This is a genomic window from Algoriphagus sp. TR-M9 (assembly GCF_027594545.1).
In the GTDB taxonomy this organism is placed as follows: domain Bacteria; phylum Bacteroidota; class Bacteroidia; order Cytophagales; family Cyclobacteriaceae; genus Algoriphagus; species Algoriphagus halophytocola.
On record NZ_CP115160.1, the window covers coordinates 4,104,194 to 4,122,808 of the forward strand.

Here is an 18,615-nt window from a genome sequence, read left to right on the forward strand (position 1 = left end):
TTTATCGTATTTTAGAATACACTGCCCTTACTTTTATTTTGTTTTTATCTACCACAAACTGCCGAAGTGATCTGCGAAATGCGTCTCCTCCTATACTGTTTTTGCTGTAGACATAGCCCCCATAAAGCAACCAATCTTTTCTGACCAAGTCCCCTCTGAAAATTGCATTGATGTGAGAAGTAATCAATTGGCCGTAAATCCCAGTGTCAGGGTCTATCCTAACTGATACAGGCGATGACACATTTGGAACCATATTTCCTTCTTCATCCATAATGACCTGGGGTTGACCATCTCCTTGTACAAGCAGATAAGCTCCATCTTCATTCTCCAGAAATTCATTGCTTTCATCAGTAAAATAAACCGAGAATGCTGAAGGTGGATAATCTCCTTCCTCGTAAGATTCTATAGCGCCTACTTCTAAACTGACCTGATTAAAGGTAATTCCACTCAGGGTGTCCAAAAATGAATCTAGAGGACTGGTATCTAAGCGTATAGCGATACCCACGCCGGACTTCATGCCTACCTGAGCACCCACATCATAGCTTTCCTGAGGTTCGGTGACCACCTGAGTTGGGGTTCCTGCACGATCGCTTTTTACGCCTGAAAAACTTCTGGTCGCCACCGTCTGCGTACTGCCTGAGAGTCTTATTCCGGTAGGGATACTATAACTGGTAGATACGGTATCACCTTCATAATGGTAATAAGCAGTAATGCCTGTGTTAGCACCCAAGCCCACACCCACTGTGCTATTATCTCCTTCTCTTGCCTTAATCGCTATTCCCGGAAAGTACTCTCTGAATGAAATTAGATTATTAAACTCAGGGCCAGTCTGCATTTTCTGAAAGATCTCATCAGCAAAAGCCTCTTCTAACTGCATATTCACCAATGAATCGGTATTTTCTCCGAAAACCACTTCTCCGGAAGAAAAAGCTTCGGCTTCATAGGCTAGGGCATCAAAGTTGTAATAGACCGTATCCAGAATCTGCTCCTGTAGCTTATGAATGGAGAAATACTTGGGCTGATCCAAGTCATTTCCACTGACACTTACCACATTCAGTTGGAAGAAAATAGAATCCAGCAAGGCGTTCTCCGCTGGACGGGAAGCATCAGGATTTATTGCCACTCTGGCGTAACCAGTAGCGGAGGTTTTTCCAAAAAAATCATCCTCTTCCTCCCCTACAATAAGTACAGCTTGATTGGTGGTATTGAAAGAATCCAATAGCACCACTTCGGCTGGCAATTCAAAATCCTCGAAGAACACTCCGATCTGATTGTTGCCAGGCGCAAGCTCGATCCCCACTGTGGCAGGGTCACTACATGAACTGATAAGAAATAAGGACAAGATGGCCCCAAGGGCCAGATTAACCGGCGAGGTTGGTGTAAATACCGTAAAGCTCTTCGTGAGCTTGTTCTTCTGATTCTGCTTCAATGCTGATGTCAAACTTCTTGTCTTTTGAGAAATCCTCGATTAGTTGGTTTAATTCTGCGGAGACTTCTCCGCCTTTGACCACCAAGTCGGCATATTCCATACCTATCTTGATGAATCCTGTAAAGTCTTTGCTTTTCAAAGGTGCTAAAATAGTATCATCAATATCTACCATCTTAACCTTGTTTAACAAATCATCGCCAAAGGTATGAGAAAATCCGTTGTTATAAATCGCGAATACAGATTTGGTATCCTTAAATAAAGGCTCGCTCTTATAGGTAGTTTTCAGATACATCGGTATCAAACTGGTCATCCAGTCATTGCAATGCACGATATCCGGGGCCCAGCCCAGTTTTTTCACGGTTTCTATCACTCCTTTACAGAAGAAAATAGCCCGCTCATCATTGTCCTCGTAAAACTTCTGCTGCTTGTCATGGAACACATGCTTGCGCTGGAAGTAGTCCTCGTTATCAATAAAATAAACCTGCAACTTGGCATTAGGGATAGACGCAACTTTGATCACCAATGGTTTTTCTTCCTCTCCTACTGCGATATTGATCCCGGAAAGCCTCACCACCTCATGAAGGCGGTTTTTGCGCTCATTGATCAAACCGAATCTAGGCACCAAAATCCTGATCTCCATGCCGCGCTCTTGCATAGCCTGAGGCAGAGATCTTAAGAAGTTAGCTACTTCGGAAGTTTGAAGAAAAGGGTTGATTTCACTGGCAACGTAGAGAATACGTAATTTGGACATGCTTATTGGATTTTAAGTTGAAGGTGAAAAAACAACTGCGCAAAGATAATAAAAAAAGCCTAAATAGCCTTGTTTTTCTGAATATTAATCTAGATTTGCCTCTATTTACCCATCCTAAACCCTTACACTTTGAAGGTCATCCATACCGAGGCAGATTGGAACAAATACTGGCTTGATTGCATCAAAACCGACAAAAACATTGGATTAGTCCCTACCATGGGCGCATTACATCAAGGTCATTTAGACCTGGTCAGACAGGCCAAATCCAGCACAGACATCGTCATCGCCTCCATCTTTGTCAATCCTACTCAGTTCAACAACCAAGAAGATTTCGATAATTATCCTATCACGCTAGAACAGGATCTGGAGAAACTGGAAAAGGAAAAAGTTGACTATGTATTTGTGCCAGATACGGATACCATGTACCCCAGCCAGCCTAAACTCAGTATTGATTTCGGAGAACTGGAACGCGTTTTGGAAGGTGCCTTTCGCCCGGGACATTTCAACGGAGTGGGAATTATCGTAGCTAAGCTTTTCAACATAATACGGCCCCACAAGGCTTTCTTTGGTCAAAAGGACCTGCAGCAAACCGGCATAATCAAACGACTGGTCAGTGACCTCTCCATCCCCGTCCAACTGGAAATAGTTCCCACCAGAAGGGAAAAGGACGGGCTGGCCATGTCTTCTAGAAATGTGCGCCTGTCACAGGAGGAAAGGCAGGCCTCACTCTTATTATACAGCAGTCTGACAAAAGCCAAGGAGGAACTTTTGGCTAAGCAACCTTGGTTGAAGGTGCAGCAACAAATCCACCGCGATTTTGAGCAGGCTCCTTTGGCAAAGCTGGAATATTTCGAACTCATTCACCCTGAGAGCTTTGAAGGATATTCAGAATTTGATTTAAAGCAAAAATCATCCATTTGCGTAGCAGCTTACATTGGAAATGTCAGATTGATCGATAACCTTCCAATAATTCCTTAATTTTGCGGCAAAATTAAACCAATGCAAATCCAGGTACTGAAATCAAAGATTCACCGGGTGAAAATCACTCAGGCAGAATTGCACTATGTAGGTTCGATCACGATCGATGAAGATCTGATGGATGCGGCGAATCTTATTGAAAATGAAAAAGTGCAAATCGTAAACATCAACAATGGTGAACGATTGGAAACTTACGTGATTACCGGGGAGCGTGGCACCGGACAGGTTTGTCTCAACGGCCCCGCAGCCAGAAAAGCCCAAGTCGGAGATATCGTCATCATCATTTCATACGCCGGAATGGAATTCGAAGAAGCCAAAAAACACAAACCTACCATCGTCTTCCCCGACGATCAAAATAAACTGATTTGATCAATTCTAAGCGCATCAAACAAATCATCCAGATCCTGCTCTCCTTTGGGATAGCGGTCTGGATTTTTTGGTTTTTGTATCGCGATATAGAACTAGAAACCCTGATTGCTCAGGTCAAAGCGAGTAACTGGGCCTGGATTATCGGCTCATTAACTATTTCACTGTTCGGGTATTGGATTCGGGGATGGAGATGGACGCTGCTGATCAACTCAGAAGAAGGGGAAAAAGTAACCCCCACACGTTCATATCACGCAGTGATGGTGGGATACCTCGTCAATATGCTGGTGCCCAGAGCTGGAGAAGTAGCCAGATGCGGGGTACTGACCCGGACCAATGGCATTTCCCTGGGCCACCTGCTGGGTACGGTGATTTTAGAACGCAGCATTGACCTGCTCTTTCTGATAGGCACTATTCTGCTGGCCTTTACCGTGGAGCAAGATCTATTCTTATCCTTAGCCGGGCAGCTGGTTGATTTTTCATCCTTAGGTGAGAGCCTACTGTCAAACCTCCCGTTTGTGGTCACATTTGCAGCTATTATCCTACTGGCGATCTGGATGATCTTCAGAAGGTATAAAGACCACGGGTTGGTCAATAAAATCCAACATTTTTTCAGAGAGATCCTCTCCGGACTGAAAAGAATAGGGCAACTGAATAATCCTGTTGGATTCTGGACCAGCTCCACACTTCTCTGGATTATTTACTTTTTGACCATGTACACGGTTTCCTTGGGAATCCAAAGCACTGCCAATTTGTCCTCTGGAGAAGTCCTTCTAGTCATGGTAATGGGTAGTATTGGCATGGTGGCGCCTGTTCAGGGTGGTATTGGCACCTTCCATGCCCTGGTGGCTTTCATTTTGATACAGCTGGGCATATCCGAAGTAGATGGTAAAATTTTCGCAGCTATTATCCACGGCACCCAGGTAATACTCGTCATTGTGATGGGACTGATCAGCTGGATTATAATGTTGAAAACTCCTAAGTGGAAACAACCCGAAACTTCGTAAGTTCGTACTCACAATTGCAAACATTAAGACCATGATATTAATACTAATCGTTGTTGTTTTTGCCATCGCAGGTTTTGCGGTCAGCAGAACATTAAAAAGCAAATTCAAGAAATATTCGCAAACTGCACTTCAGGCCAATCTCTCTGGAGCAGAGATCGCTAAGCTTATGCTCGCAGATAATAATATCTCCGACGTACAAGTCCTATCTGTGGAAGGACAACTCACGGATCATTATAACCCTGCAAACCGGACCGTAAACCTAAGCCCAGATGTGTTTTATGGAAGAAATGCCGCAGCAGCAGCAGTAGCTTCTCACGAGTGTGGCCACGCCGTACAGCATGCCACTTCTTACACTTGGCTAAATCTAAGATCCACCCTTGTTCCTATTCAAAACAGCGCGAGCAAGATTTTGAATATCGTCTTGATTGCATCTCTTTTCGGGGGCTTTGCGCTGGGACTACCTTACGAATGGGTAGGTTTTATAGTAGTAGGTGCATACAGTGTGATGACCTTATTCACTATCGTAACTTTGCCGGTAGAGTTTGATGCCAGCAGAAGAGCTTTGGCATGGGTCAAAACCAGAAACATTGTAACCCCTGAAGAATATGGCATGTCAAAAGACGCCTTGAAATGGGCAGCCATGACTTATGTGGTAGCAGCTCTTGCCTCCATGGCCACCTTGGCCTATTACATCTTTATCTTTTTTGGAAATAGAGATTGATCCAAATCAAATAAGAATTATAGAAGAGGGGCGATGATTGCCCCTCTTCTTTTTTTGGCATATATTCCTAGCTTTAGGTAAACCCAAATTGAATATTATGCAATTCCAACTGACCGAAGAACAACAGGCAGTACAAGAAGCAGCTAGAGATTTCGCCAGAAATGAACTGCTTCCAGGTGTCATTGAAAGAGATATAGAGTCCAGATTTCCTACGGAAGAAATCAAGAAAATGGGCGAACTCGGATTTATGGGCATGATGGTAGATCCCAAATACAGTGGTGGTGGAATGGATACTGTTTCTTACGTCATAGCGATGGAGGAACTCTCCAAGATAGATGCTTCTGCATCCGTGGTCATGTCCGTCAATAACTCCCTGGTCTGCTGGGGCATGGAAAAATACGCTTCGGAAGCCCAGAAGGAAAAATATCTAAAACCTCTGGCCTCCGGGCAAAAACTTGGAGCTTTTGCGCTATCAGAACCAGAAGCCGGCTCTGATGCCACTTCCCAAAAAACAGAAGCAAGACTTGAAGGTGACCATTACATTTTGAACGGCACCAAAAACTGGATCACCAACGGTTCCAAAGCCGATACCTACCTTGTCTTTGCGCAAACAGACCGAGCTCTTGGTCATAAGGGAATTTCGGTATTTATAGTAGAAAAAGGATGGGAAGGATTTACCGCAGGACACAAAGAGGACAAACTAGGAATCCGCGCATCTGATACCACTTCCTTGATGTTTTCAGATGTCAGAGTTCCAGCAGAAAACAGAATTGGAGAGGAGGGTTTTGGATTCAAGTATGCCATGGAAACCCTAAATGGGGGGAGGATTGGAATTGCCGCCCAGGCTTTGGGCATTGCAGCTGGTGCTTATGACTTTGCGCTAGCCTATTCACAGCAAAGAAAAACCTTTGGTAAAACAATCTCCCAGCATCAGGCAATTCAGTTTAAATTAGCAGATATGGCTACGAATATTGAAGCCGCCAGACTATTGGTCTACAAGGCTGCATGGCTTAAAGATCAAGGTCAGGACTACACCCAGGCGTCTGCTATGGCAAAACTATACGCCTCCCAGGTAGCTATGGATGTAAGTATAGAAGCTGTCCAAATTCACGGAGGTTACGGATATGTGCGGGAATACCATGTGGAGCGCCTGCTACGGGATGCCAAAATCACACAGATATATGAAGGTACCTCAGAGATTCAAAAAATAGTGATATCCAGAGGGATCCTAAAGTAATCTTCGCACCCTATACTTTCAGGATAAGTTTAAAGAAAAATCTGCCTTTTTTAAATTTTTTAACACCGTCTACAGAAAATTCATGTTTGGCAGTTAGAAAAGTTATATTTTTGCAGTTCTAATATTATTCTACTTATTCATGGAATATTACAACAAGGTCATAGAATCAGTCAATGTCAGGTTCATTCGTGGAAATAATTTTCATGTAGAAAAGCCTGTTACCATCAGTGACTATTCTGAATCGGACAATACACTCATTCTATTGCACCATGGCACTATCAAATTTGGTGAGGATCAAGAATTGCTCAATGAAGGAGAAGTACTTTTCCTTCCTGCTGAGCAGAAAACCAAATTGACCATAGGTGGCAGCCCAAAGAAAACTGAGCTCGATAAAGAACAATTTCAGGAGAACAAGAAGAAGTATCTACAAAGCATCAGCTTTAGAGATATTAAAAACACAGAGGATGATTGCCTCTCCATCGTAGGCTTTGAATCCAAGGTATTTGATGTGGTTAATTTCTTCAACTCCCTGGATATACCTCCCTTCATCATTCGCTTTAATGATCGGCTTGCGACCATTATAGAAGATCTAATGAAGGAAGTGGAAGTGAGCAATGTAGGAAAAGAGAGAGCTCTGCGATCCCATACCGAGCTGCTGGTGATAGAACTGCTGCGGCATATTCTGAAAAACCGTCTGTTCCTAGAGGAGCTTTCTACCAATGCCACTTACTTCAAGGATCCTAGATTGATCGACCTGTTCAATTACATCAAAACCAATCTGGGCGGTGATCTGTCCAACAAGGTACTCGCTAAGGTGGCCAATGTATCAGAAGATTATGTGGGGCAATATTTCAAAATGCTCACTGGCATCAATCCACAGGACTATATAGAATACCAAAGAATGGAAGCTGCTGTAGAACTACTACGGACTACCAAAAAATCCATTAGAGATATAGGCAAAGAAGTGGGCTACAAAGATACCGCATATTTCTGCCGCAGATTCAAGATGATGTATGGTGTCCCTGCCGGGAAAATGAGAAGAAGGGAATCTTTAATTAACGTTTAAAGACGCATTCCTAAAAGACTTACATGCTAAGACCTCGGCCAAAAAACCGGGGTCTTTTTCTATGGCATTGCCCACTACTATGAGATCAGCTCCTGCATAAAACGCGCGGTTGGCTTTGTCCACAGTATCTATCCCTCCTCCTACTATCAAAGGGGCATCTATGGCAGATTTCACTTGGGAAATCACCTGCTGAGCTACCGGAATACTGGCTCCACTACCTGCTTCCAGATAGCAATAGTCCATACCCAAAAACTTGCCAGCCAGGGCTGTAGCTTCTACAAAATCTGGAGCTGTGTTTGACAAGGGGGTAGTTTGACTGACATTCTGCACGCTGGTTTGATCTTGGTCGTTGACGAGTAAATAAGCTGTCGGCAAAACCTCAATATCCATTTGATTGATCCTGGGAGCAGCCTGGACTTGCTGACCAATCAGGTATTCCGGGTTTCTACCGCTGAGCAATGAAAGGAAAAGTATCCCATCTGCCTGTTCATCGACCTGAAAACTAGAACCGGGAAAAAGCACCACCGGAATATCCCCAGATATGCTCTTGACCTTTCGGACCACCTCTACAAAGTTATCCCGACCCAGCTGGCTACCGCCCACAAAAATCAAATCCAGGTCAGACTCTGCTACCCAATCAAAGGTATCCTGAAATGCCTTCAGACATGCTATTTTATCGGGATCTATAAGCCAGGCCAGGCCCTTTCTTTGAGCGCTGTGCAGCTTTTGGAGGATTTTACTTATCCGATTCTTCGACTTGAGCATCTTCTGTTTCAGGATTAAACAGATTAGGGAGAAACTTCTCTTTGGCAAGTGCCAGACCCAAAATCAGCAGGCGCTGTCTGAGGGACGGCCAAATCGAAGATTTAGATTCCTGGGTGAGCTTTCGCTCTATCTCCTCACTCAGCAATCCTTCCCTGGCGAGCACCTCCATTGCTTTCTCTGTAGATCGGTTTTTTCGCTTTTTCCTAGACTGTATGATCGCAAAAGCAATCAAGCCCCCAGCAAGAGCTATCCCCCCTACTTTGACCCAATCTGCAGACTCAGCTTTGACCAGTTCAAGCTGCCTGGCAAAGGTTTCTTGCAGTTCTACTTCCTTTTTTTTGAGGTCTTTACTCATTGTTGTTCTTTTTAAAAAACTTCACCGTAAATATGAAATTACTCAAGGTGTCACTGGTCTTTTTCTGAAGAGATTTATTCTCACGGGTGATTAACAAAAAGCATAGCAATAAGAAATAAATCAATCCTACGATCACAAAACCAAGGTATGGGGATTCAAGTTGCTGGCTAATATAAAATGCCAAAGCCAGACTCATGAATAGTAACACCAACAATAGACAGCCTCCCATCAAGATGAGGACAAGAATCCTGGACAAGACTTTAATGAATTCCTCCTGAACCTCCTGTTTGACTATATCTACCTTGGTCTCTACCAGGCCTTTTAATGTCTGAATTAGATCTCCGATTTTAAACATGCTCAAAAATTTGAAAGGTGTTTACCCCATTTAATACTCCACAATATACTCGAATTGATAAAAGCAAAAAAATCAAGCAATCAGCTCATCTTCCTGCTCCAGATAGAAGGTATAGCGCAAAACCAGTTCCAATGCAAAGGCAATGGCCTCATTAATAGTGAATTGCTGGCAAAGTGACTGATCTATCTCCTCTAATCGGGAGTAATAAGCCGTAGCAAGCGGAATAGCCATATCAGAATTAATTCGCTTGGTCGTACTTAAAAACGCATCTGATTTCTCTGATTTGAGCACCTTGCAGATAATGAGGTCTTTTTTGCCGTATTTGGTTCTTCTGGCAGAAGCGGAAAACAATCTACAGATCAATCCCCTTTTGCTGTGATTGCCACAAAAACCCTTTGCCCCGTCCAAAGAAGTAGGCCTATAGACCACGCAGGAAGCACCCTCTTCCAACTGCTCAATTTCCGCTAAAGTAGCTTCAGCCAGACCTTTTTGCTGAAGGTCAAAAGCCAAAGGAAGAAACTCCAAAGGATTAGCTGGTACTTTGGGATTGGCGCAGCAAAAGCCACATCCAGTAACACAAGCTAAACCGCTCTCAGTGACAAACTGTTTTGTCTCTGACTCAAGCTCTCCGAATATTTCCAGTGTAGCCCGAGATTTTGCTGCAAGATCCATCGTATGAATTATAGTCCGCAAAAGTACGCCAGTCTACTCCATTTGATGCCCTTTGCAAATATTTTTTTTACATTGAGCTTCAGTGCATTGCGATCTCAGCATTCGGATTTTGGGCTAATCTGTGTCCAATTACAATCAGAGATCGTTTTCTTAGAATAAACAACAAAAGCTTATGAGCAATATTGAAGATAAAAGTGCCGAGGATAAAATCCTTCAGGCATTTAAGGATAGGGATTGGAGCGAAATCAAAAGTGATGACTCTTGGGCAATTTTTAAAATCATGTCTGAGTTTGTGGAAGGCTTTGAAAAACTGGCCAAAATTGGCCCCTGTGTGTCCATTTTTGGATCGGCCAGAACCAAGCGAGATCACGAGCACTACAAAACAGCGGAGGAAATCGCCGCCAAACTGGTCAGGCATGGTTACGGTGTAATCACAGGTGGTGGCCCCGGAATCATGGAAGCTGGAAATAAAGGAGCCCACTCAGAGGGAGGAAAATCAGTGGGTTTAAATATAGTCCTACCCTTCGAACAGTTTAACAATATCTATATCGACCGCGACAAGCTACTGACCTTCGATTACTTCTATGTCAGAAAAGTCATGTTTGTCAAATACTCCCAGGGATTTGTAGTCTTGCCTGGAGGGTTCGGTACCATGGACGAACTTTTTGAAGCACTTACACTCATCCAAACCGGCAAAATAGGCAAATTCCCCATCGTCCTGGTGGGCAAGGACTATTGGTCGGGTTTAGTAGACTGGATTAGATCTACACTGCTGAGCCATCAATATATCAATGAGGAGGATTTATCCTTATTTTCCGTAGTAGATACTGCTACTGAGGCAGTCAAGGTCATAGACGACTTTTACAGCAAGTATTTACTTAGTCCTAACTTCTAGTCTTTTCTTTTAGAACACAGGGATCTAAAGCCTCCAGCTGGTAGAATCCATCAGGCTACAAAACAGGTCGGGAAAGGTTATAACTATTGAAAGCTAAATTTTAATCAGATGAAATCAAGCATGACCCGAAGCGACACACAGAGGGATGATTATAATTCATGCGAAGATTCCATCCCGTTTCCTTCGTCACGGGACAGGTTGTGACGAATAAAAATCAAATTATAAACACATGAAAACATGCGCTTTATTACTCAGTCTTTTTATCTTCTTTGCCTGCAATCCAAAAGCAAATAGTGGTGACAAAATAAAGACAGATGAACCGGAAAGAGCCGAGGCTTTAGCGACGGAAAATCCGCCTGCAAAGGAAGATCCAGACCCTACAGATGACATAGCCGCGGAGGAATACCTTTTACCTTCTAGCTCAATGGCAACGGCGGCAATCGTAAAAGAAAGTCTCCAACGGAAATTTAAAGCGGACATTGAAAAAAACATCCTGGAAAAAGAGGCAAGGAAATTCGTCCAATTTGAGTATGACTTAAATGCAGATGGGACCAATGAGATTTTAGTTGGACTAGTCGGACCGTACTTTTGTGGTTCTGGAGGATGTACCCAGTTTGTGATGGATCATGAAGGAAAAATAATCACAACTTTTACGGTGTCTGATTACCCAGTAGTAATCGATAAAAACAAAACGAATGGCTGGAATGACCTATTCATCAGAAGCGACGGAGAATATAGAATTATCAAATTTGATGGAAGTTCCTATCCTTCCAACCCCTCACTAGAACCGGCATTAGGTACCATTCCAGGTGATGGGTTACCCAGAGCATTGGACTTTATTCATGACAAATATCCTTGGTTTAGATTCTAGCTCTATAAGTTGCTAAATTTGGCCTATAAATCAGACGAACAAAAAAGCCCCTCATGCAAAAGTCTTCACAGGCACTTCTCTATTTTTTGGTATTTGTCGCACTAGGAATGTCAGCCTATGCGCTGTGGAAAAGCCCTGAAACCGCAGAGCAAAGCCTGCCTGAAACTGCAGATGTAGCCTTACTGAAGACCATGCCAAATCCTGGTAAGGATGATTCCCTAAGGCTTTTCGACCTACCGGAGGAACTTACTTTTGCAGGTGAAAAAGTCCCCTTGGATGTGCCAGATGTAAAAGAACGCCTGGAGCGGGAAATCTATGTAAATGCTTATTGGCAATCCAACATGATTCTCTTGATGAAGAGGTCCTCCAAGTATCTTCCCCAAATAGAAGCGATCTTGGCCGAAAACCAGGTTCCGGAGGATTTCAAGTACTTAGCTATGGCCGAATCAGCGCTAATGAATGTGACCTCCCCGGCAGGTGCCAGAGGATTTTGGCAGATCATGGAAGGTACTGCAAAAGATTATGGACTGGAAGTTTCAAGGGATGTGGATGAGCGTTATCATTTGGCAAAATCAACTACTGCAGCTACTAAATACCTGAATAAAGCCCACCGCAGATTTGGTGACTGGACAGCAGTGGCAGCTAGTTACAATATTGGTCAGGCCGGTTTTGAGCGCAGGCAAAGAGATCAGTTTGCTCATGACTATTACGACTTATACCTGAACGAGGAAACCAGCCGTTACCTTTTTCGAATTTTAGCCTTTAAGGTAATATTTGAAAACCCCGGTGATTTCGGATTCCATTTGCGACCATCAGACTATTACCAAAATCCTACTTTCCGCACCGTAAAGGTGGATTCTGACATCAATAATCTAGCTGCCTGGGCCAAAGATCAAGGCAGTACCTACAAGGAACTGAAGCTGTACAATCCCTGGCTTCGTGACAAAGACCTCAATGTGAGGCGTGGAAAATCCTACCAAATCCAGCTTCCTGAATAATCACCAAGGCATGTAAAAAGACCTATTTCTCCCCAGGAAATGGGGTCAGAACTGAGTCGCTGAAAAAACCTAAGTCTTTTCAAACCAACTCGCTCATCTTTGGGTTATCATCTTTCTACTCGGCTTCTGCTTACCCTCGAAATTTTGTACCTTCGCCGATTGTATTTGCCAAGCTATTTATGAGTCAAACTACTTCTACACAGGAAGAATTTATAGAAATATTCGGTGCCCGAGAGCACAATCTCAATAACCTAGATCTGAAGATCCCCCGAAACAAACTCGTGGTGGTGACAGGCCTCAGTGGAAGTGGTAAAAGCTCGCTGGCTTTTGACACCATCTATGCAGAAGGGCAGAGACGCTACATGGAATCTTTCTCCGCCTACGCGAGATCATTTTTGGGAGGAATGGAGCGGCCTGATGTGGACAAGATTAATGGGCTTTCCCCGGTGATAGCCATAGAGCAAAAAACCACCTCCAAAAACCCAAGATCCACGGTGGGCACAGTTACTGAGATCTATGATTTTATGAGACTGCTTTTTGCCAGAGCGGGCGAAGCTTACTCTTACCACACCGGGCAAAAGATGGTGAGACAGACGGAAGATCAAATAATAGAACAGCTGTTCAGCAATTTTTCCGGCAAAAAACTGTACATCCTAGCTCCTGTGGTGAAAGGCAGGAAAGGACACTACCGTGAGCTCTTCGAGCAGGTCAGAAAGATGGGTTTTTCCAAAGTCCGTATAGATGGAGTGGTGATGGACCTGGTGCCAAAAATGCAGGTGGACCGATACAAAATCCACGATATTGAGATTGTTATCGACCGGATCATAGCCGAGGAAGCAGACCGCTTCCGTATCACTCAATCCCTGAAATCAGCACTTCAGCATGGCAAAGGTGTCATTATGATCCGAGAAGAATCCGGTGAAATCCATCATTTTTCCAAATACCTGATGGATCCGGAAACTGGCCTTTCCTATGATGAACCTGCTCCCAATACCTTTTCTTTCAATAGCCCTTACGGTGCTTGCCCCACTTGCAACGGCCTGGGCATAACCGAAGAAATCACCCGGGAAAGCATTATCCCAGATGCCTCGCTGAGTATCACGCGTGGAGGAATAGCTCCTTTGGGGGATTATAGAGACATCTGGATTTTCAAAAAAATCGAGGCCATTCTGAAGCATTACAAATGCAGCATCAGTACTCCTATCAAGAATCTGCCGGAGCATGTAGTGGATATTTTGCTCCATGGTGATAAGGTAGAAGTAGCGGTGGACTCAGTAAAACACCCCGGGACCAAATGGCATACCACTTTCGAAGGAATCATCAATTTCCTGAAGAAATACCAAGAGGGGAGTTCGGACAAAATCCAAGATTGGGTCAGCGAGTTTACCATTACTCAAACCTGTCCAGACTGTGATGGCTATCGCTTAAAAAAGGAAGCCCTACACATCAAAATAGACGAGAAACACATCGGCCAATTGGCAGTGATGGATATTGGGAGTTTAGGAAAGTGGTTTGAAGGTTTAGAAAGCAGACTTTCCGATAAGCAAAATACCATCGCTGCAGAAGTGCTCAAAGAAATCCGAAAACGAATCGGTTTTTTGCTCAACATAGGCCTGGATTACCTTTCCTTAAACCGCCCGCTTCGCACACTTTCAGGAGGTGAAGCTCAGCGTATCAGACTGGCTACACAGATCGGCACTCAGCTGGTGGGCGTACTCTATATTTTGGATGAACCAAGTATAGGACTTCACCAGCGGGATAATGTCAAATTGATCCAAGCCTTGCAAAGCTTGCGTGATCTAGGCAACTCAGTTCTGGTGGTGGAGCACGACAAAGACATGATGCTAGAGTCAGACTATGTCCTGGACATGGGACCTGGAGCCGGACGGCACGGGGGAAATATCGTGGCTGCCGGTACACCAGAAGAAATACTCCAATCATCAGGAATCACAGCAAAATACCTGGCCGGAAAAATAGGATTGCCTGTACCAAAAGATAGGCAAAAAGGCAGTGGTAATTACCTGGAAATAAAAGGAGCCAGTGGCAATAACCTCAAAAACGTAGATTTAAAGCTACCCCTGGGCGCCTTGATTTGTATCACGGGGGTTTCCGGTAGTGGTAAAAGCACCCTGATCCATGAGACACTCTATCCCATTCTCAACCAGCACATCTACAAGTCCAAAAAATCTCCTATGCCCTATAAAAAGGTGGCAGGACTGGAGCATCTGGACAAGGTGATCGAAGTGGACCAATCTCCAATCGGACGGACACCTAGATCAAATCCAGCTACATACACGGGAGTATTCTCAGATATCAGAGCCCTATTTACTGAGCTCCCTGAAGCCAAAATCAGAGGTTATAAGCCCGGACGATTTTCCTTCAACGTGAAAGGAGGTCGATGTGAAGACTGCGAGGGGGCCGGAATGAAGCTGATTGAGATGGATTTTCTGCCAGATGTACACGTTCCCTGCGAGACCTGCAAAGGCAAACGATACAACAGAGAAACCCTGGAAATCCGGTTCAAGGGCAAGTCGATTTCAGATGTACTGGACATGACAGTGGAGCAGGCTGTAGCATTTTTCGATAAACAGCCTAAGATTTTGAGAAAGATCAAAACCCTGAATGAAGTAGGTCTAGGATATATCACCCTGGGGCAGCATGCCACCACGCTCTCAGGAGGAGAGGCTCAGCGGGTAAAATTAGCCACAGAACTATCCAAAAAAGACACCGGCAAGACCTTTTATATCCTCGACGAACCCACCACTGGATTGCATTTCCAGGACATTGAATTACTGATGCTGGTCGTGAAAGGCCTGGTAGAAAAAGGAAACACTGTCCTGATCATTGAACATAATATGGATGTGATCAAAATGGCCGATTACATCGTAGATCTAGGCCCCGAAGGAGGAGACAAAGGAGGCAGTATCATGGTTCAGGGCACTCCGGAAAAGGTAGCTGCTACACCAGAGAGCTATACCGGTAAATTCCTCAAACTGGAGTTAAACCCCTGAAAAAGACTCAAATCAAAGCTTAGCTCCATTTATCAAATTAAAAATGAGCTAAGGCATGGGATATTTATCTTTGGGGATTATGAATAGAGCAAAACTATATTGGTTGCTGCAGATCGTGGGGTGGGGTGGCTTTGCCTTTGTCATTATATTCTTAGCATCACTTACAGGGGAAATCGCCTCAGTGCAGGTTTGGGCATTCATAGTATTGGCCGCTACCAATCTGATTTCTTCCCATTTTCTAAGGTATATAGTCAAAACCTATAATTGGTTTAAGTTAAGTATCCCCCAACTGCTCTTCCAGTCCTTCTTGGCTATTATTGCCTTGGGTTTTGCAAATGTAGTTGCGCAAATACTGATCAATATTGCTTTTGGTACCCTGAATCCTGAGGAGGATTTTAAGGTATTGGTGATTCTCGCAAACCTGATCCTGGCCATCTTGGTTTTTGCGCTGTGGTTTTTGGTCTATTTTCTGGTTCACTTCCTAGACAACTATAATTCCACCCTGAAGTACGAAGCCAAAATCAACGAAATCAGATTAAATCACCTCAAAAGCCAGCTGAATCCACACTTCATTTTCAATGCCCTGAACAGTGTGCGGGCCTTGGTAGATGAAGACCCCATCAAAGCCAAATCAGCCATTACCCGGATTTCGAACATGCTGCGCTTTTCGCTGATGATGGACAAAAAACAAACCATTGAGTTTGGGGAAGAGCTCAATACGGTCAGAGATTACCTGGAGCTGGAATCCATACGTTTCGAAGAACGCCTGAAGGTGGTTTACCACATAGAAGATGAAGCTTACAACTACAAGATCCCGCCCATGATGATACAGACCATAGTAGAAAACGGCATCAAACATGGCGTTTCCAACCTAGTAAAAGGTGGTGTCATAGAGATCAAATGCCGAGAGGGACTTGCCGATGATTTGTATATTCAGGTCAAAAACAGTGGACATTTGACCCATCCTCCTTCCCTCAAATCAAGTGGTGAGCAAGGCCATGGTCTCAGCAATACCGTACAAAGACTGAAGTTAATATATGGAGATAAGGCAAGCTTGCGTATCTTCAACTCCGGAAACCAATTCGTAATCACGGAGATAAAAATCCCGAAGCAAAAAATTACATTCGAATAAAAACCCCAGAAGAATGCGAGCCATAGTAATTGATGATGAAAGATTAGCGAGAAAAGAATTAATCAATCTATTAAATCAGCTGGAAAGTGTAGAGGTAGTCGGTGAGGCTGTCAATGTAGAAGATGCGAAAGAAAAAATAACTCAACTCAATCCTGATGTGATTTTTCTGGATATACAAATGCCTGAAAAAACCGGCTTTGAGCTATTGGAAGAGTTAGAAAATGTACCCCACGTCATATTCACCACCGCGTATGATGAATACGCGCTCAAGGCATTCCAGGTAAATGCGCTGGATTACCTGCTGAAGCCTATAGAACCCAAAAGGCTGGAAGAGGCCATTACCAAACTGCAGAGCAAAATAGATGGATTTACCAAGTCTGAGGAAGCCCAAAGCTCATCAAACCAAAAGAAACTCACCTTAGAAGATCAGGTCTTTGTGAAAGATGGAGATCGCTGTTGGTTTGTGAGACTATCCAATGTGCGGCTTTTTGAATCAGACGGAAATTACATCAAGGTCTATTTTGACAATTTTAAACCAATGATCCACAAGTCATTGAATGCACTGGATGAAAGACTGGACGAAAAATCATTCTTCCGGGCCAGCAGAAAACACATCATCAATCTCGGCTGGGTAGAAGGAATAGAACCTTGGTTCAATGGTGGATTAGTAGTGACCTTGAGAGGTGGAGACAGGATAGAAGTCAGCCGTAGACAGGCTGCGCGATTCAAAGAAATGATGAGTCTTTAAGTTTACATATATAAAAAAGCATTTGATTTCTTTGCTTTAATTATGTAAATAGTGGATAAATGGTTTTCACATACCATTTTGTTCACTTCTCATTACAAAAACGCAGTATCTGTCAGCTACTTATGAAAGAAGAGCGGATTTTAATCGTCGAAGACGATATCAGCATCGCAGAGAATATCCAGGAAATCCTAGAGCTCCTGGGCTATGTCAATATAGACATTGCAAACTCAGCCAATCAGTGCATCAAAGTGATCAAAAAGTCACGACCTGATTTGATATTTATGGATATCAAACTAAAAGGGGACAAAGATGGGATTGAACTTGGAGAAATTGTAAAACAAATGGTGGAAGCCCCACTCGTTTACGTGACCTCCTATTCCGACCCCACCATCATAGAGCGGGCAAAGCGAATCAATCCTGCCGGATTCATCGTGAAGCCATTTAACACCAATGATATCCATGCTATCGTCGAAATCGTCCTTTATAACAAAAGAACCAAGCCAAGCACAGATGCTCCTTCCAGCAAAAGCCCCAGCGAGAGTCCATATTTAGTAGCAGACTCCGTGTTTATTAAGGCAGACAATGCCTTTGAAAGAGTACCCTACGAGGATATTTACTACGTAGAGGCTAATGGCAATATGGTGACTATCTCTACCAAAAACAGGGAATATAGCATCAGAAAGTCCATGAAAGAAATAGAAGAAATCCTGCCATCCCAGTTTTTTCTCCGTGTACAAAAATCCTACATCGTGCACCTGGGACAGATCGAAAGCTTCAACACCAAAGAAATCACCCTTCACTCAGGAGCGATAGTACAAGTAGGAAGACAATACTACAACAGCTTCCTGGCAAAGCTCAATACTATTACAGAAAGCTAAAACAAAAAGGCGGGTAAAAACCCGCCTCTTTAGCTTAACCAAACAATCAACCAAATTAACCCTTACAGGTTTTCTTAGGGGATTTCACCCGTTATAAGTTTCGGAGTGCTTCAGATGCATCTCCAGTATTTTCAGGTTCGAACACTTCATCAGCGTTAGACCCTATCACTTTGCCGATATTGCTAGTTGGTTTAGTATATTCAATAAGGGCAGTTTGATGTGCTAATTTTGTCTCCTCTTTTGCTTTTAAGACTATGGTAATTGCCATTACCAAGCCCAGAGCAGCACAGACATTTTTTTGGGAAAATAGTGAGGTAGTCATGGTAGTAAATAAGTTGGTTTAATCTCTATACCAGCTATATTCCAAAAAGTGACCCAAA

The 18,615-nt window shown here is 43.6% G+C and carries 20 protein-coding genes; 13 read left to right on the plus strand and 7 right to left on the minus strand.

What is annotated here, in order from left to right; all coding sequences use genetic code 11:
• Position 1: 1 nt before the first annotated feature.
• Together PBT90_RS17530 and PBT90_RS17535 are read right to left on the minus strand one after the other, a co-directional pair.
• Positions 2–1,441: a DUF4270 domain-containing protein gene (locus PBT90_RS17530; RefSeq protein WP_264807797.1), complete on the minus strand. Its 1,440-nt coding sequence runs from the start codon at positions 1,439–1,441 to the stop codon at positions 2–4.
• A complete protein-coding gene (locus PBT90_RS17535) occupies positions 1,362–2,180 on the minus strand; it encodes a glycogen/starch synthase (protein WP_264807798.1) in 819 nt (272 codons plus the stop codon). Before PBT90_RS17535 ends, PBT90_RS17530 begins: the two co-directional genes overlap by 80 nt.
• 129 nt (positions 2,181–2,309) lie before the next feature.
• Between PBT90_RS17535 and panC the strand changes: the two genes are divergently transcribed.
• From panC to PBT90_RS17565, 6 genes are all read left to right on the plus strand, one after another.
• The gene (panC, locus tag PBT90_RS17540) at positions 2,310–3,158 is read left to right on the plus strand and encodes a pantoate--beta-alanine ligase (protein WP_264807799.1); all 849 of its coding nucleotides are present in this window, start codon (positions 2,310–2,312) and stop codon (positions 3,156–3,158) included.
• A gap of 21 nt (positions 3,159–3,179) precedes the next feature.
• Positions 3,180–3,527 (plus strand): aspartate 1-decarboxylase, encoded by a 348-nt coding sequence (panD, locus tag PBT90_RS17545; protein WP_264807800.1) that lies wholly within the window; start codon positions 3,180–3,182, stop codon positions 3,525–3,527.
• Positions 3,524–4,531, plus strand: coding sequence for a lysylphosphatidylglycerol synthase transmembrane domain-containing protein (locus PBT90_RS17550; protein ID WP_320055333.1), 1,008 nt, complete (start codon positions 3,524–3,526; stop codon positions 4,529–4,531). The genes panD and PBT90_RS17550 overlap by 4 nt, the downstream gene beginning before the upstream one ends.
• Before the next feature lie 31 nt (positions 4,532–4,562).
• Entirely contained in the window at positions 4,563–5,252 is a 690-nt protein-coding gene (locus PBT90_RS17555; protein WP_264807801.1) for a zinc metallopeptidase, read from the plus strand.
• A gap of 97 nt (positions 5,253–5,349) precedes the next feature.
• Positions 5,350–6,489, plus strand: a complete 1,140-nt coding sequence (locus tag PBT90_RS17560) for an acyl-CoA dehydrogenase (protein ID WP_264807802.1) — start codon at positions 5,350–5,352, stop codon at positions 6,487–6,489.
• Positions 6,490–6,628: 139 nt separating this feature from the next.
• On the plus strand, positions 6,629–7,555 hold the full coding sequence (locus PBT90_RS17565; RefSeq protein WP_264807803.1) for a helix-turn-helix domain-containing protein: 927 nt from the start codon (positions 6,629–6,631) through the stop codon (positions 7,553–7,555).
• Here PBT90_RS17565 and PBT90_RS17570 read toward each other — a convergent pair.
• The 4 genes from PBT90_RS17570 to PBT90_RS17585 form a co-directional block, all read right to left on the minus strand.
• A complete protein-coding gene (locus tag PBT90_RS17570; RefSeq protein ID WP_270130389.1) occupies positions 7,541–8,320 on the minus strand; it encodes a phosphoglycerol geranylgeranyltransferase in 780 nt (259 codons plus the stop codon). The two genes, PBT90_RS17565 and PBT90_RS17570, sit on opposite strands and share 15 nt — an antisense overlap.
• Positions 8,292–8,675, minus strand: a complete 384-nt coding sequence (locus tag PBT90_RS17575; RefSeq protein ID WP_264807805.1) for a hypothetical protein — start codon at positions 8,673–8,675, stop codon at positions 8,292–8,294. Before PBT90_RS17575 ends, PBT90_RS17570 begins: the two co-directional genes overlap by 29 nt.
• The gene (locus PBT90_RS17580; RefSeq protein WP_264807806.1) at positions 8,668–9,030 is read right to left on the minus strand and encodes a phage holin family protein; all 363 of its coding nucleotides are present in this window, start codon (positions 9,028–9,030) and stop codon (positions 8,668–8,670) included. The genes PBT90_RS17575 and PBT90_RS17580 overlap by 8 nt, the downstream gene beginning before the upstream one ends.
• 72 nt (positions 9,031–9,102) lie before the next feature.
• The gene (locus tag PBT90_RS17585) at positions 9,103–9,702 is read right to left on the minus strand and encodes a YkgJ family cysteine cluster protein (RefSeq protein WP_270130392.1); all 600 of its coding nucleotides are present in this window, start codon (positions 9,700–9,702) and stop codon (positions 9,103–9,105) included.
• A gap of 172 nt (positions 9,703–9,874) precedes the next feature.
• Between PBT90_RS17585 and PBT90_RS17590 the strand changes: the two genes are divergently transcribed.
• The 7 genes from PBT90_RS17590 (at position 9,875) to PBT90_RS17620 (ending at position 18,235) form a co-directional block, all read left to right on the plus strand.
• Positions 9,875–10,597 carry an LOG family protein gene (locus PBT90_RS17590; protein ID WP_264807808.1) on the plus strand — a complete coding sequence of 241 codons (723 nt, stop codon included), beginning with the start codon at positions 9,875–9,877 and terminating at the stop codon, positions 10,595–10,597.
• A gap of 229 nt (positions 10,598–10,826) precedes the next feature.
• Positions 10,827–11,468 carry a hypothetical protein gene (locus PBT90_RS17595; protein ID WP_270130395.1) on the plus strand — a complete coding sequence of 214 codons (642 nt, stop codon included), beginning with the start codon at positions 10,827–10,829 and terminating at the stop codon, positions 11,466–11,468.
• 53 nt (positions 11,469–11,521) lie between these two features.
• Positions 11,522–12,466 carry a lytic transglycosylase domain-containing protein gene (locus PBT90_RS17600; RefSeq protein WP_264807810.1) on the plus strand — a complete coding sequence of 315 codons (945 nt, stop codon included), beginning with the start codon at positions 11,522–11,524 and terminating at the stop codon, positions 12,464–12,466.
• A 179-nt stretch (positions 12,467–12,645) separates the two neighbouring features.
• Positions 12,646–15,477: an excinuclease ABC subunit UvrA gene (gene uvrA / locus PBT90_RS17605; RefSeq protein ID WP_270130398.1), complete on the plus strand. Its 2,832-nt coding sequence runs from the start codon at positions 12,646–12,648 to the stop codon at positions 15,475–15,477.
• Between the two features lie 79 nt (positions 15,478–15,556).
• On the plus strand, positions 15,557–16,609 hold the full coding sequence (locus PBT90_RS17610; RefSeq protein WP_264811483.1) for a sensor histidine kinase: 1,053 nt from the start codon (positions 15,557–15,559) through the stop codon (positions 16,607–16,609).
• A 13-nt stretch (positions 16,610–16,622) separates the two neighbouring features.
• Complete coding sequence (locus PBT90_RS17615; RefSeq protein ID WP_264807812.1) at positions 16,623–17,357, plus strand: LytR/AlgR family response regulator transcription factor; 735 nt, start codon at positions 16,623–16,625, stop codon at positions 17,355–17,357.
• Between the two features lie 122 nt (positions 17,358–17,479).
• Positions 17,480–18,235, plus strand: coding sequence for a LytR/AlgR family response regulator transcription factor (locus tag PBT90_RS17620; protein ID WP_264807813.1), 756 nt, complete (start codon positions 17,480–17,482; stop codon positions 18,233–18,235).
• Positions 18,236–18,326: 91 nt separating this feature from the next.
• Here PBT90_RS17620 and PBT90_RS17625 read toward each other — a convergent pair whose 3' ends face one another.
• Positions 18,327–18,557: a hypothetical protein gene (locus PBT90_RS17625; RefSeq protein ID WP_264807814.1), complete on the minus strand. Its 231-nt coding sequence runs from the start codon at positions 18,555–18,557 to the stop codon at positions 18,327–18,329.
• Positions 18,558–18,615: the final 58 nt, after the last annotated feature.

Bases quoted from the DNA above. Each gene is read 5' to 3' on its own strand.
- PBT90_RS17535 (WP_264807798.1), bottom strand. From the start codon at position 2,180: ATGTCCAAATTACGTATTCTCTACGTTGCCAGTGAAATCAACCCTTTT.
- panD (WP_264807800.1), top strand. From the start codon at position 3,180: ATGCAAATCCAGGTACTGAAATCAAAGATTCACCGGGTGAAAATCACT.
- PBT90_RS17555 (WP_264807801.1), top strand. From the start codon at position 4,563: ATGATATTAATACTAATCGTTGTTGTTTTTGCCATCGCAGGTTTTGCG.
- PBT90_RS17560 (WP_264807802.1), top strand. From the start codon at position 5,350: ATGCAATTCCAACTGACCGAAGAACAACAGGCAGTACAAGAAGCAGCT.
- PBT90_RS17565 (WP_264807803.1), top strand. From the start codon at position 6,629: ATGGAATATTACAACAAGGTCATAGAATCAGTCAATGTCAGGTTCATT.
- PBT90_RS17570 (WP_270130389.1), bottom strand. From the start codon at position 8,320: ATGCTCAAGTCGAAGAATCGGATAAGTAAAATCCTCCAAAAGCTGCAC.
- PBT90_RS17575 (WP_264807805.1), bottom strand. From the start codon at position 8,675: ATGAGTAAAGACCTCAAAAAAAAGGAAGTAGAACTGCAAGAAACCTTT.
- PBT90_RS17580 (WP_264807806.1), bottom strand. From the start codon at position 9,030: ATGTTTAAAATCGGAGATCTAATTCAGACATTAAAAGGCCTGGTAGAG.
- PBT90_RS17585 (WP_270130392.1), bottom strand. From the start codon at position 9,702: ATGGATCTTGCAGCAAAATCTCGGGCTACACTGGAAATATTCGGAGAG.
- PBT90_RS17590 (WP_264807808.1), top strand. From the start codon at position 9,875: ATGAGCAATATTGAAGATAAAAGTGCCGAGGATAAAATCCTTCAGGCA.
- PBT90_RS17595 (WP_270130395.1), top strand. From the start codon at position 10,827: ATGAAAACATGCGCTTTATTACTCAGTCTTTTTATCTTCTTTGCCTGC.
- PBT90_RS17600 (WP_264807810.1), top strand. From the start codon at position 11,522: ATGCAAAAGTCTTCACAGGCACTTCTCTATTTTTTGGTATTTGTCGCA.
- uvrA (WP_270130398.1), top strand. From the start codon at position 12,646: ATGAGTCAAACTACTTCTACACAGGAAGAATTTATAGAAATATTCGGT.
- PBT90_RS17610 (WP_264811483.1), top strand. From the start codon at position 15,557: ATGAATAGAGCAAAACTATATTGGTTGCTGCAGATCGTGGGGTGGGGT.
- PBT90_RS17615 (WP_264807812.1), top strand. From the start codon at position 16,623: ATGCGAGCCATAGTAATTGATGATGAAAGATTAGCGAGAAAAGAATTA.
- PBT90_RS17620 (WP_264807813.1), top strand. From the start codon at position 17,480: ATGAAAGAAGAGCGGATTTTAATCGTCGAAGACGATATCAGCATCGCA.
- PBT90_RS17625 (WP_264807814.1), bottom strand. From the start codon at position 18,557: ATGACTACCTCACTATTTTCCCAAAAAAATGTCTGTGCTGCTCTGGGC.